8 protein-coding genes and 2 tRNA genes are annotated in these 12451 nt (G+C 53.8%); 5 read left to right on the top strand and 5 right to left on the bottom strand.

The window, feature by feature from the left end:
- The 3 genes from ABIE48_RS05625 (at window position 1) to ABIE48_RS05635 (ending at window position 3763) form a co-directional block, all read left to right on the top strand.
- Window positions 1–1092 carry a carbohydrate ABC transporter permease gene (locus ABIE48_RS05625; RefSeq protein ID WP_089546004.1) on the top strand — a complete coding sequence of 364 codons (1092 nt, stop codon included), beginning with the start codon at window positions 1–3 and terminating at the stop codon, window positions 1090–1092.
- Window positions 1093–1156: 64 nt separating this feature from the next.
- Window positions 1157–3496 (top strand): glycoside hydrolase family 65 protein, encoded by a 2340-nt coding sequence (locus ABIE48_RS05630; protein WP_192715101.1) that lies wholly within the window; start codon window positions 1157–1159, stop codon window positions 3494–3496.
- Between the two features lie 182 nt (window positions 3497–3678).
- Window positions 3679–3763, top strand: a tRNA-Leu gene (locus ABIE48_RS05635).
- Window positions 3764–3892: 129 nt separating this feature from the next.
- On the opposite strand, the gene ABIE48_RS05640 is transcribed toward ABIE48_RS05635, so the two are convergent.
- A complete protein-coding gene (locus ABIE48_RS05640) occupies window positions 3893–4822 on the bottom strand; it encodes an AraC family transcriptional regulator (RefSeq protein WP_192715100.1) in 930 nt (309 codons plus the stop codon).
- Window positions 4823–4980: 158 nt separating this feature from the next.
- On the opposite strand from ABIE48_RS05640, the gene ABIE48_RS05645 reads away from it, so the two are divergent.
- A complete protein-coding gene (locus tag ABIE48_RS05645) occupies window positions 4981–6165 on the top strand; it encodes an MFS transporter (protein ID WP_192715099.1) in 1185 nt (394 codons plus the stop codon).
- A 78-nt stretch (window positions 6166–6243) separates the two neighbouring features.
- On the opposite strand, the gene ABIE48_RS05650 is transcribed toward ABIE48_RS05645, so the two are convergent.
- Entirely contained in the window at window positions 6244–6930 is a 687-nt protein-coding gene (locus ABIE48_RS05650; RefSeq protein WP_192715098.1) for a TetR/AcrR family transcriptional regulator, read from the bottom strand.
- A gap of 158 nt (window positions 6931–7088) precedes the next feature.
- On the opposite strand from ABIE48_RS05650, the gene ABIE48_RS05655 reads away from it, so the two are divergent.
- Window positions 7089–8441, top strand: coding sequence for an MATE family efflux transporter (locus ABIE48_RS05655; protein ID WP_192715097.1), 1353 nt, complete (start codon window positions 7089–7091; stop codon window positions 8439–8441).
- 191 nt (window positions 8442–8632) lie between these two features.
- Here the strand turns inward: ABIE48_RS05655 and ABIE48_RS05660 are convergent.
- The 3 genes from ABIE48_RS05660 to ABIE48_RS05670 all read right to left on the bottom strand — a co-directional run bounded on the left by ABIE48_RS05660 (window position 8633) and on the right by ABIE48_RS05670 (window position 12414).
- Window positions 8633–8706: transfer RNA gene (locus tag ABIE48_RS05660), tRNA-Pro, on the bottom strand.
- 185 nt (window positions 8707–8891) lie between these two features.
- Window positions 8892–10889 (bottom strand): sulfatase-like hydrolase/transferase, encoded by a 1998-nt coding sequence (locus tag ABIE48_RS05665; RefSeq protein ID WP_354518481.1) that lies wholly within the window; start codon window positions 10887–10889, stop codon window positions 8892–8894.
- 580 nt (window positions 10890–11469) lie between these two features.
- Window positions 11470–12414: a metal ABC transporter substrate-binding protein gene (locus tag ABIE48_RS05670; RefSeq protein WP_192715095.1), complete on the bottom strand. Its 945-nt coding sequence runs from the start codon at window positions 12412–12414 to the stop codon at window positions 11470–11472.
- Between the last annotated feature and the right edge of the window lie 37 nt (window positions 12415–12451).

Below are 12451 nucleotides of genomic sequence, written 5' to 3' on the forward strand. Positions count from 1 at the left end.
ATGGCAGGCAAAAAGAAGAGAAGAAGCAAAAAGTGGATCGTTAACATCGTGCTCGGTATCATCTGTTTCGTATGGCTGCTGCCGACGCTGGGGCTGCTGATTTCGTCCTTCCGTCCGGCTGCGGATATTTTGGAGACCGGATGGTGGAAGGTATTCCCTCACCAGGAATGGAAAACGAAAGACACCATTCAGCTGTCCAAGGATGTCGACCTGCGCGGGCCGATCGAAGTGAACGGCCAGACGTACACGGACGACCAGCTCAAGAGCGGCGTCATGCAAGACGGAAAACGGCTGACCTGGGAAAACCGCCGCGCGCGCGAAATCAGTGTGCAGGATCAGGGCTGGGTCGGATCGTCCAAACTGACGCTCGATAACTATAAGAACGTGATCACAGGCAAGGAGTATACGATCAAAAATGCCGACGGCAGCGAGTCGAAGGAGAAGGGAACCGGCTTATCCCAGGCGTTCTGGAACACGCTGACGATTGCGGTTCCGGCGACGGTCATTCCGGTCCTGATCGCTTCCTTCGCCGCCTATGCCTTCGCCTGGCTGCGGTTCCCGGGACGCAAGACGCTGTTCGTCGTCATTATCGCGATGCTGGTCATTCCGATTCAGGTGGCGCTGATCCCCGTGCTGAAGGATTATACTTCGCTCGGCTTGAACGGCAGCTACCTCGGGATCTGGCTGGCACATACGGCGTTCGGCCTGCCGCTGGTTACCTACTTTATGTACAACTTCATCAGCCAGCTGCCAAAGGACTTGTTCGAATCGGCCTTTATGGACGGGGCTACCCACTTCACGATTTTCAGCCGCCTGATCCTGCCCTTGTCGGTCCCGGCGCTTGCTTCCATCGGCATCTTCCAGTTTCTGTGGGTATGGAACGATTATCTCGTCTCGCTGATCTTTATCGGCAACCAGCCGGAAGTGCAGGTCATGTCGATGAAAATCGCCGATCTGGTCGGCTCCCGCGGCAACGACTGGCACCTGCTGACGTCCGCCGCCTTCATCTCGATGCTGATGCCGCTTGCGATCTTCTTCCTACTCCAGAAGTACTTCGTCAGAGGACTGATGGGCGGATCGGTGAAAGGTTAACGGTACCGCTGGGTAACATGAACATATAATGAAGCCCTTGCGGCGTAAGGAGCTGAAGTCGAAGATGAGAATGGAAACGTATGTGAGGCCGCAGCCGCTGTACCCTTATGAGGCATGGAGTCTGTCCGAGGAAACGTATGACGAGGCAAACAACCAGCGCAGCGAAAGTCTGTTTGCCATCGGCAACGGATATATCGGCATGCGCGGCAATTTCGAGGAAGGCTTTTACGGCATGTTGGGAACCTCCGTCACCGGCAACTATCTGAACGGGTTCTATGACTCCGAGCCGATCGTGTATCCCGAAGGGGCGTACGGGTATCCGGAGCGGAATCACGCGATGCTGAACGTGACCAACGCGCAGCGGGTGGAGCTGCGGATCGAGGGCCAGCTGTTCCATCTGAACAGCGGCGTCGTCCACGACTACCGGCGGGAGCTGGACATGAAAAAGGGGATGCTGACGCGCGAGATCGAGTGGGAAGCACCCGGCGGCCAGCGTGCCCGGATCCGGATCCGCCGGTTCGCCGCCCTCCAGCACAAGCATTTGGCGGCGATCCATTATGAAGTCACCGCCCTTAATTTCAGCGGGGCCATCAGCCTGACCTCCGCGATGGACGGCAAGATCGCATCGCAGAACAACAACGGCGATCCCCGTCTAGGCGCCGCCAGAGCTGAGCCGAGCTTGCTGCTCGAAGATACGGGCCGTGACGGAGAGCTGTCCTGGATGAGACAGCGTACACGGCATTCGGGATTCGTGCTCCTGACGGCCATGAGCCATGATCTGCAAACGAATCAGCCCTCCCAGACGTCGGCGTGGTCGGAGAACGAGTATGCGGCATCCGAATTTACCGTATCACTCCGGCAGGGGGAGAGCGCAGCCCTCACCAAATACGTCACGTACCATACGTCCAAGGATTATGCCGAAGGGGAACTGCTTGTCCGTGCTGAAGAGGTTCAGCGGATGGCTCGGCAGTCGGGGTTTGAGGTGCTTGCCCAAGAACAGCAGTCTTTTCTCGAACAGTTCTGGAAAACCGCCGACGTGGAAATCACCGGCGACCCTGCACTGCAGCAGGGCATCCGCTTCAATGCGTTTCAACTGCTGCAGTCCGTCGGCCGGGACGGCGTGACCAACATCGGCGCCAAGGGCCTCACAGGCGAAGGATATGAGGGCCATTACTTCTGGGATACGGAAATGTACATGCTGCCGTTCTTCACCTATACCCGGCCGGATATTGCCAGGGCGCTGCTGCATTTCCGCTACGCCACGCTGGACAAAGCCCGCGAACGGGCCCGGGTCATGTCGCAGAAGGGAGCTTTGTTCCCTTGGCGGACCATCGACGGGGAAGAGAACTCGTCGTATTATCCGGCCGGTACGGCCCAGGCCCACATCAACGCGGACATTGCCTACGGGATCAAGCAGTATGTGTCCGCCACCGGAGATTCCGATTTCCTGCTGAATGAGGGCGCCGAAATGTTGTTTGAGACGTCGAGGTTCTGGCTGGACCTTGGACACTTCAACCCCGCCCGCGACGGAAAGTTCTGCATCGACGGCGTGACCGGACCTGACGAGTATACGGCCATCGTCAACAATAACGCCTATACGAACCTTATGGTGCAGGATCAGCTGCGCTACGCAGTGCAGGTGGCCGGCTGGCTGGCGGAATCACATCCGGCGGAAGATCAGCGCCTGCGGGCGGCGATCGGCCTGACGGACGAGGAAATCGCGCTTTGGGGCAGGGCCGCACAGAACATGTTCGTGCCGCATGATGCCGAACTCGGCATCTATGCGCAGGACGATACGTTCCTGGCGAAGGCCAAATGGGATTTTCAGAACACGCCGGCCGACAAGTACCCGCTGCTCCTGCATTTTCATCCGCTCGTCATCTACCGCCACCAGGTGCTGAAGCAGGCCGATCTGGTGCTGGCGCTGTTCCTGCTCGGCGAACGGTTCACGATGGAGGAGAAGATCCGGAACTACCGCTACTATGAGCCTTTGACGACGCATGATTCCTCACTGTCGCCGTGCATTCACAGCATCGTCTCGGCCGAGATCGGCGAACTCGAAGAAGCGTATGCTTATTTCGACCGGACGGTGCGCATGGATCTGGACGACATCAACCGGAATGCCAAGGACGGGCTGCATACGGCGGCCATGGCCGGGTCCTGGATGTCCATCGTATACGGGTTTGCGGGCATGCGCTTGGTAGACGGCATGCTGGAATTTGCGCCGGCGCTGCCGGGGCAGTGGGAGAGCTACCGCTTCCGGATCATGAACCAGGGCCGGCTTCTGGAGGTGCTTGTCGACGCGGAAGGAACGGGATATGGACTTCTGGAGGGTGAACCGCTGCAGATCCGCCACAAGGGGAAAGAGCTGACCCTTGAGGCAGGGAAGACGGTCAGAAGGTAACGAAACACGGCGGAGTTTTGGAACGAGAGAGACCGGGGAATCACCCGGCAGATTCGTCCCGGACTCCGCTTTTCAACTTTATAAAAAAAGTTTGGCGAAACGCTTGACGATGATAATGGATCCATGGTAAGATCTATCTTGTCGCTAAGAAAAAAACATTTCGAACGTGACCAACTGAATATGCGGTCGTGGCGGAATTGGCAGACGCGCACGGTTCAGGTCCGTGTGGGCTAACCCCCCGTGGAGGTTCGAGTCCTCTCGACCGCATCGTTGATAGGATCATGTAATTGCTGAAAGGCATTGCATGATCCTATTTTTATGTTTATTTACGCCGATAGGCGTTTTTTTTATTCTCTTCTGGATTGTGATTACAGACTGGAGCCGGGGGCTCTTGGATCAGGGCACCCGGCCTAACTGCTCCCGAAGCCGCGTGATGTCGCTGATCGGCGGAAGGCCGAAAAGCCGGGCGTATTCGCGGCTGAATTGGGACGGACTTTCGTAACCGACTCGAAAAGCAACATCCGCTGCATCGGCAGATTCGGATAACAAGAGACGGCGGGCCTCCTGCAGCCGCAGCTGCTTTTGGTACTGCAGCGGGCTCATGGCCGTGACCTCCTTAAAGTGACGGTGCAGGGAGGAGGGGGCCATATGGGCAGCCGCCGCCAGCTCATCGATCCGCAGCGGCTCCATGTATTCCCGCTTCAGCTGCTCTACCACCACGGCAATCCGGTTCGAGCTGCTTCCCCTCAAGGCCATTTGCCTTAATACGTCCCCTTGCTCTGCCTGCAAAACCCGATATAAGATCTCACGAACGATGAGCGGTGCCAGTATCGGTATATCCTCCGGGTTATCGAGCAGGCGTGTAAGCCTGACAGCCGCGTCCAGCAGAGGAGCAGTCGATTGTTCCACGAATAACCCCCGTTTCGAACGGAGCTTCTTCCGGGATACCGGATTCGCCTCGTTTACTAAGTCCAACGCATCTTTTAGGTTAAGTTTAAGCCTGAAGCACAAATAAGGCACATCAGGCGATGCTTCAATAATCTGTGCGGAGACGGGCAAATCCAGGGAGATGACCAGATAGCTGGACGGCCCATACGTAAAGCTCTCGTCTGCAAGCATGACCACCTTCGAACCTTGGGAGACGATGCACAGCTCCGGTTCATGGACCGAAAACGAAGGGAACGTCGTTTTCGAACTGCGAATCAGGGAAAGGGAAGGAATGAGCGTCTCGTGAATGCCGTCTCCGTCCGTATGTCTTTCCATCAATAGGGACAATTCCTTCTGATACGAAACCAAGGAATTGGCGTGGTTGGATAAATCCCGCATGAATTGTTTTCCCCTCCTTATCTATGTCCATTATAAACCCTGTTGGGTCCAGCGATGAATCGTTTTGAGAGAATCAGGCAATCATTTGCGATTTTTAGACTACCTCTGCTTTTTTCGGCTGGTTCATAATCAGGTTGAAAGAAAGGAGAGGAAGAGTAATGGATAAGCGCATTTTCATTCTGGCGCTGGCTGCCTTTACAGTAGGCTCAGTTGAACTGGTCATTGCCGGGATTTTGGATATGATCGCTAGGGATCTGCACGTTTCCGTCGGTGTGGCCGGCCAACTGGTTTCGGTGTATTCTCTGGTTTTCGCCTTAGGATCCCCCGTCTTGATCGCTTTAACTACGAAGGTTGAACGCCGAAGGCTGCTGGTCATCGCCATGCTGGTGTTTACGGCTGGAAATATCATGTCTATGTTAAGTCCGAATTTTACGATGCTGCTGCTATCCAGGGTTATTCTGGCGGCAAGCTGCTCCATTGTTGTCGTTCTGTCGATCACCCTGGCTTCGGGGATTGTGACACCTGAAGCAAAAGGGCGTGCGATTGGAATGATCTTTATGGGGATCAGTGGCGCCCTCGTGCTCGGCGTTCCGCTGGGGACATTGATCGGCGAGGCTTGGGGCTGGCGGGCAACCTTTGCTTTTATTGGCGTACTTTCGTTGATTGTGACGATATGCATCATGAAATTTCTGCCCCAAGCGGCGTCTCCGCCTAAGCTTCCGATGCGGGAACAGCTGCGTACGTTGGGAAATTCTAAAATTGTGTTCGCCCATCTCGTCTCCATTCTGCAAATGACAGGCCAGTTTACGATCTATGCCTATATCACGCCGTTTTTACAGACCATGTTGAACCTGTCTCCCGGTCAAATCAGCTTCGTCTTGCTGGTTTATGGGCTCGCCGGCATTGCAGGTGGGTGGATTGGAGGGTGGGCGGCCGACCGCTTTGGGGCAGCCCGGACAATGATCGTCACGCTGCTGCTCCACGCCATGGCGATCCTGCTTCTGCCCTGGGCAGCTGCCTCCATGCTGCGCTTGCTGCCCGTCGTCATCGTCTGGTGTGCGTTTAACATGGCGCCGAGTCCGGCTATTCAAAGCTATTTGGTGAGGTTTGCACCAAAGTCGGCGGACATCCAACTCTCTCTGAATACCTCCTCGCTGCATCTCGGCGTAGCTGCGGGATCTGCCATCGGCGGCGCGGTGATCAGTCGTTATGAGGTTACTGCCAATGCCTGGATCGGAGGTCTGTTTGTTATCCTGGCTATTGTTTCGGCCATCGTTACCCTGTACAGAGGCAGGGTGATTCATAGTAAAAAAGATAACTCCCTTCAGGAGAATCCCTCCTGAGAAAGCCGTCTTTACGATTTAAACGGTAACTCTATTGAAACCGCCCATCCGATAACCGGATGGGCGGTTTTTTACATTCTATTTCTCCTGCTCCTGGATCACCTGCTCGATCCCGAGCAGAATCAGCTTCAGTCCGAACTCGAACGCCTTGTCTGTCCCCATCAGCTCGAACAGCCCGTTCGTGAACATCCTCCGGAACAGTCCGGCATCCGCCTCGCTCATGGAGTCCAGAAGGCGAATCATCTCCTCACCCGGAAGCGCTCCTTCTCCGTGCTCCTTAACAATCGCGGAGACATTGCGTTGGTGCTCATAATCGTCCAGAACGAAGTTGAAAATATAATTCATAAGCGTAAGAACCACTTGCATTTTCTGCTCCTGCTCGAGCGGTGTCGATTCAACGCAGAGCAGCATCCGGTTGGTGAACCGGATGATGTCCGGTTCGTGGGGCAGCGTCAACATCATGAGCTGTGTGGAGCAGGGATACCGGCCGAGCACGCTTCGCACCGTTACCGCTAGCCCCTTCAGCTGCTCCTTCCAGTCCCCCTCGGCGTGGTACTCCTCCAGAATGATTTTCGATACCTGGTTGGCCAGACGCTGGTAGAGATTTTGTTTGCTCTTGAAGTACCAGTATATCGAGGGAGCCTGAATCCCCAGCCGGTCGGCCAATCGTCTCATGCTGAACTTTTCGATACCTTCCTCGCCAAGAAGCTCCCACGAGGCTTCCAAAATCCGATCCTCCGAAATCTGAGGCTGCTGTTTTTTCATCGGGAATCCATCCTTTTACCTAACAGTGTAAGTTTATGCTTTACATGTTCATAAGACCATGATATCATCTAACACTGTAAGGTTCAAACTAACACTGTAAGATGACATCTGCACTGTTAGACGGTTGACCTAAAACAATAAAGAAAGCAGGGACCCGCATGGATACAGAAAATCTTTATTACTTTGAAAAGGCACCGGTCGCCAAAGCTGTAGCTCATTTCGCTGTACCGATGATGCTGGGCACGTCAATGAGTGTCATCTCTTCCATATTGAATGCCTATTTCCTGGGCACACTCCACAATACGGCTATGTTAACCGCTCTCGCGCTAACCTTGCCGTTGTTCGCCATCATCATGGCACTGGGCAACTTGATTGGCATCGGCGGCGGTACCTTCATTTCCCGTTTGCTGGGAGAGAAAAAATTTGATGATGTCAAGCATGTGTCTTCATTCGCTTTTTACAGCAGTTTAGTTATTGGTCTTATCGTGATGGCCGTAGGTATCCCGCTGATTGATCCCATTGTCCATGGATTGGGGGCAACGCCCGACTCCTTCGGATTCACGAAGGACTATGTCACGATGATGCTTATTGGTTCACCATTCGTCATCTTATTTTTCACACTGGAAAATATCGTACGCTCGGAGGGTGCGGCAATGACGTCGATGATGGGTATGATTCTGAGTGTTGTCGTGAATATTATTCTCGATGCGCTGGTCATCTTCGCTTTTCATTGGGGCGTTATCGGCGTTGCGTCTGCTACGGTCGATTCCAACCTGGTCGCGAGCGTATTCTACGCCTACCATATGGGATACAAGAGCTCATTTTTAACGATCTCCGTTAAATGGTTTAAGGCGTCCAAAGAGATTTTGAGCAATGTCATCAAAATTGGAGTGCCCGTCTTTATCATGAGTATCTTTTTGGGGGCCATGTCGCTCATCTTTAATCGTTTTCTTGTAGAATATGGAGATTCGGCCGTTGCAGCTTACGGAATTTCATCGCGTTTATTGCAGTTTCCCGAGTTTATTCTTATGGGTTTATGTGAGGGAGTCGTGCCATTGATTGCTTTCTCTTTTACAGCGAATAAATTGCGTATGAAGCAAACGATCGGATTTACGATCAAAACGATTGTAGCGTTAGCCGTCGCGTTCGGCATCATCGTCTATCTAATTTCCGACCACTTGATCGGTTTATTTACGAATGACCCGCAGTTAATCGAAATGGGCAGCTATATTCTGCATGTGACGTTCCTATCCTTGTTCATTACAGGCATGACCACGTTGTTTACGGGGATCTTCCAAGCGACCGCACAAGGAACCGCCGCGTTTATTATGTCGGTTATTCAAGGAATTACTCTGATTCCTGTGCTCTATATCGCCAATCGAATGAACGGGTTTCACGGGGTGGTCTGGTCGCTCGTCATTGCGGATGCCGTCGCGTTCCTTGTTGGGGCCATCATGATGTATGTGCTGCGGAACAAACTACAGCCCGATATGGAGAGTTTAGTACAGTAGAAAACAGAGGGTCATCGTTCGTTGAGGAGATTACATTTTACGCAGGAAAAAAGGGGAGAGAGGCTTACCACGAAAATGAGGCCAGGCCGATGCTCTTTAGCCTGCTGTGATTGTGATATGTAGACATCTGTCGTTCTTGAACACAAAAAAGTTGCGGTCAACAACCCCGCAACTATTGATTGTATAAAGGATCGAGACGACAGGATTTGAACCTGCGACCTCTTGCTCCCGAAGCAAGCGCTCTACCAAGCTGAGCCACGTCTCGTAAAGAGAAGAGAAAGCTTATACTATAAAATTTACTCCGATTTTACATTTTGTAAAGGGGGTAAAAGAAAAATTCACAATTCGTTTAACGATTGGGCAAAATGCTCCTGTGCTGCCAGCTAATAAAAAGACCGGGGGAATCGCGAAGATTCCTTCCGGTCTTGTTTGGTTTCTAAAGCATAAGTTTTATTTGCCTGCAGCATCGCCCGGCTTGGACGGCTTTTCCGAATCATTCGCAGGGGTGGTATTGCCTGGCTTGCTGCCCGTTGGTGTATTGTCAGCCTGGGTATCTGTTGGAGTGCTGCTTGCTTTGGCATCCGCCGGTTTGGTCCCATCTGTCTTGGCATCTGCGGGTTTGGTGCTGCTCGTTTTATCATCTGCCGGGGAAGTCCCTGCTCCGGATCCGGCCGGAGGAGAAGTCGTCTCCGTGTTTGCATGCTCCTTCTCCTGATCCTTCCACTCCGGCAGCGCCGCCACATAAGCATCCGACATGCTGATCAGCTTGTGCGCCCGCTCGTACGTTTCCTTGGAATCCAGCGGCTTGGTGACCTTGCCTCCGTTCAGCGGATAGGTCACCCCGTCGGCGTAACCGGAGCCCGGTACGAACGCTCCCTTAGCCGAAATAAACGAGCCCGAAGGGAGGTAATACCGCTGCGGCAGCACGGGACTGTTCTGGTTGAGCAGATCCTGGCCGAAGTGCACCTGGTTCTTCAGCGAGACGCCGATCAGATTGGCCAGCGTCGGGAAAATATCCGACTGCCCGCCGACCTGCTCCAGCGTCTGGGCTTTTTGGTTCGGCACAGAGAGGACGAGCGGGATGTTCATCATATCGGGGAGGGTGTACTCCCTTCCGTAAATTTCCTTCATCAGCTTTTTCTCTTTGTTATTGAGCGAATATATCGGAAGTCCCTGATGATCACCGTACAGGACGATGACGCTGTTGTCCCAGACGCCGTTTTTCTTCAGCTCGTCCACGAACTGGCCGAGGGCGTAGTCGGCATAGTTCTGGGACTGGATATAATCCCCGACAAGGGTTCCCTTATAACGGTCGGGAAGCTCCATCTTGAACTTGCGCTCCGGGATGCGGAACGGGTGATGGCCTGACATGGAAATGACCTGTACGTAGAACGGCTTGCCGGTTCCCTGCATCCGTGCCAGCTCGTCGGCCGTCTTGGCATATAGCAGCTCGTCCGATGAACCGAATGAAACGAGGTCATTTTTGCCGAAAAACTTGTCGTCGTAATATTTTTCCCAACCAAGCGCTTTATACAGCTGATCCCGGTTCCAGAACACGACGCTGTTCGTATGGAACGTCGCCGTCTGATAGCCGCTCGCGGCAAACGTTTTGGGGGCGCTCGGCAGCGCCTTGTCCGCATACACCTCGGAAGCAGCCCCGTTGGACGGAACGTAGAGGGAAGTGTTCACGACGAATTCAGCATCCGCCGTGTTTCCCTGACCGACCTGCTGGAAGAAATGCGGGAAATACATATGATCTTTGACCAGCTTGTTCATGTTCGGGGTAATTTCCTTGCCGTCGATCTTCAGGTTGACGAGGAAATTCTGGAACGCTTCGAGCTGAATGACGATGACGTTTTTGCCCTTGGCGGCACCCCAGTATGCCGGCTGCGCCGGCTCGGTCGTTCCTTTCACCTGGGCAACCGCCTCAGGCGTGACCGACTTGGCGTCGACCTTGATGTTCTTGGAAGGGGCAAAGCCGACATACGCTTCATAGTTGAGAATCCCCATATCCCGGGCCTGCTGGAATTCGTTCATCCCGCTCCGGAACGGAAAAATGCACGCGGCACAGGCGATCAGTGCCAGGACGGCTCCCCCCGCAAACCACGGGCGGCCATTTCGGACGGACAAGCTGCGGCCAAAGGCGCGGAACGGCCGGCTGGAACAGATAAGGATGAACAGCACGACGATATCGGTGAAAATGAACAAATAATACGGATCCATGAGCGAAAAGACGCTGCTGTTGACCTCGGATACCTGGTTTACTTGGCGAAGCTCATGATAAGTTACGATAACTCCGAAATACTTATAGTACATAATGACGGCAAAATAAATAATGGTCAGAACCAGGTCCACAATCAGGTAGGTGACCAGCTTCCTGCGGTAGGCCAGCGTTTCGATCAGGGAGAAGAGCAGCCATACGGGCGGTATGCCCGTCAGCAGCATCATGCCGAAGCCTCCGGCATTTTCCCTGAACACGACCGTCCAGACCAAAAGCATTTTTAAAATCATGACAATGGAGAAGAAGATAAAAGGTTTACCTATCAGCGCTCTCCATGAAAAACGGTTATGCAAAATCAATCGACGCCCCTTTCATAATTTCCACACAGATCGCTAAGCCCATCCAAGGGCGTATAGGAATTAGCAGCGTACGGTCTGTCATCCGCAGGTTGTCCTGCCGGCGGGCCGCCCGCGTTCCCTCTTCAGCATCATAGATTACCCCTTATCAAAAACGCCATCAGGCCACAGCAAACACAAGGCTTGGACACCTGTGCTAAGCCGGGCCATACGCGGGAGAATGAAGTTAATAGTAACTATTACACTATTGCAATTTAAGCACAGGGCCCAGGGAATTGCAAGAATCGCCCGGGATGCGAAAGAGGGGGTGGACCCGGCTGGGCATAGCCTCCCGAACCGGGCTGATGATTGATGAAGAAGGATGTCATCACTCTATTATATATAGGAAGAGACAGGATCATTCCATCGGTGAGAAGGGGAGATGCTGTGTGGAAAAAGGCGGCGGTTCCCGTTACTTCGTCAATCCGGCATGAATCGTATCGAGGTTCCATTTCATCATGGCGAGGTAGCTGTCTCCCTCTTCCCCGGGCTTACCGGTGGAATCGGTGAACACCTTGCCGAATATCCGAACCCCGGTCTCCTTGGAGACGCTCTCCATGCTGCGCGGGTCTACGCTGGTCTCCACAAACAATGCTGGCACCTGCTCTGCTTTCACGATATCGATAATCCGCTTCATCTGCTCAGGGGTGCCCTGGTTCTCCGTATTGATCTCCCAAATGTATTGGGCCTTCAGCCCGTAAGCCGCGGAAAAATATTTAAAGGCCCCTTCGCTCGTAACGAGAACCCGGCGTTCCTCCGGGATGTCGGCAAAGCGTGTCACGGCATCATCGTGCAGCTTCTTCAATTCCTCGATATAGTTCCCGGCATTCTGCTCGTAATATTCACGGTTGGCCGGGTCTGCTTTCGTCAGCGCCGCAAGGGCGTTCTCAGCATAGCGGATCCCGTTCTCAATGCTCAGCCAGGCATGCGGATCCTGCTCGGATTCCTTGCCGGCGGAGGTCAGGTACATCGGCTCCACGCCTTCGCTCAGTGCATAGACAGGGGCGTCTTCCCCCGCTTTTCCCGACGTCTCCAGCAGTTTGGCGAACCAGCCGTTCCCCGTCTCCAGATTAAGCCCGTTATAGAAAATGACATCGGCATCGCTGGCATGCTTGAGATCCGCCGGCAGCGGATCATATTCATGGGGGTCCGTGCCGATCGGCACGATCGAATACAGCTCTACGCGGTCCCCAGAAACCTGCTTCACGATGTCGTACAGGATCGAATAGGTGGTCAGCACGACCGGCTTCTCCCCGGAAGAGCCGGCTTTATTCCCGGTTTGACCGGAGCAGCCGGCGGCAAGTGCCAGGACCAGCATAAGTACGGCTCCGAGCCAAACCTTCCTTTTATGTTTCATACGATTCCCTCCTATTTAAAAAGAATCATTGCGGTGC

Source organism: Paenibacillus sp. OAE614 (genome assembly GCF_040546645.1).
Lineage (GTDB): Bacteria > Bacillota > Bacilli > Paenibacillales > Paenibacillaceae > Paenibacillus_AQ > Paenibacillus_AQ favisporus.

What these genes read in the sequence shown, in the direction of transcription:
- ABIE48_RS05625 (WP_089546004.1), top strand. Translation starts at nt 1, where the DNA reads ATGGCAGGCAAAAAGAAGAGAAGAAGCAAAAAGTGGATCGTTAACATC.
- ABIE48_RS05630 (WP_192715101.1), top strand. Translation starts at nt 1,157, where the DNA reads ATGAGAATGGAAACGTATGTGAGGCCGCAGCCGCTGTACCCTTATGAG.
- ABIE48_RS05640 (WP_192715100.1), bottom strand. Translation starts at nt 4,822, where the DNA reads ATGCGGGATTTATCCAACCACGCCAATTCCTTGGTTTCGTATCAGAAG.
- ABIE48_RS05645 (WP_192715099.1), top strand. Translation starts at nt 4,981, where the DNA reads ATGGATAAGCGCATTTTCATTCTGGCGCTGGCTGCCTTTACAGTAGGC.
- ABIE48_RS05650 (WP_192715098.1), bottom strand. Translation starts at nt 6,930, where the DNA reads ATGAAAAAACAGCAGCCTCAGATTTCGGAGGATCGGATTTTGGAAGCC.
- ABIE48_RS05655 (WP_192715097.1), top strand. Translation starts at nt 7,089, where the DNA reads ATGGATACAGAAAATCTTTATTACTTTGAAAAGGCACCGGTCGCCAAA.
- ABIE48_RS05665 (WP_354518481.1), bottom strand. Translation starts at nt 10,889, where the DNA reads ATGATGCTGCTGACGGGCATACCGCCCGTATGGCTGCTCTTCTCCCTG.
- ABIE48_RS05670 (WP_192715095.1), bottom strand. Translation starts at nt 12,414, where the DNA reads ATGAAACATAAAAGGAAGGTTTGGCTCGGAGCCGTACTTATGCTGGTC.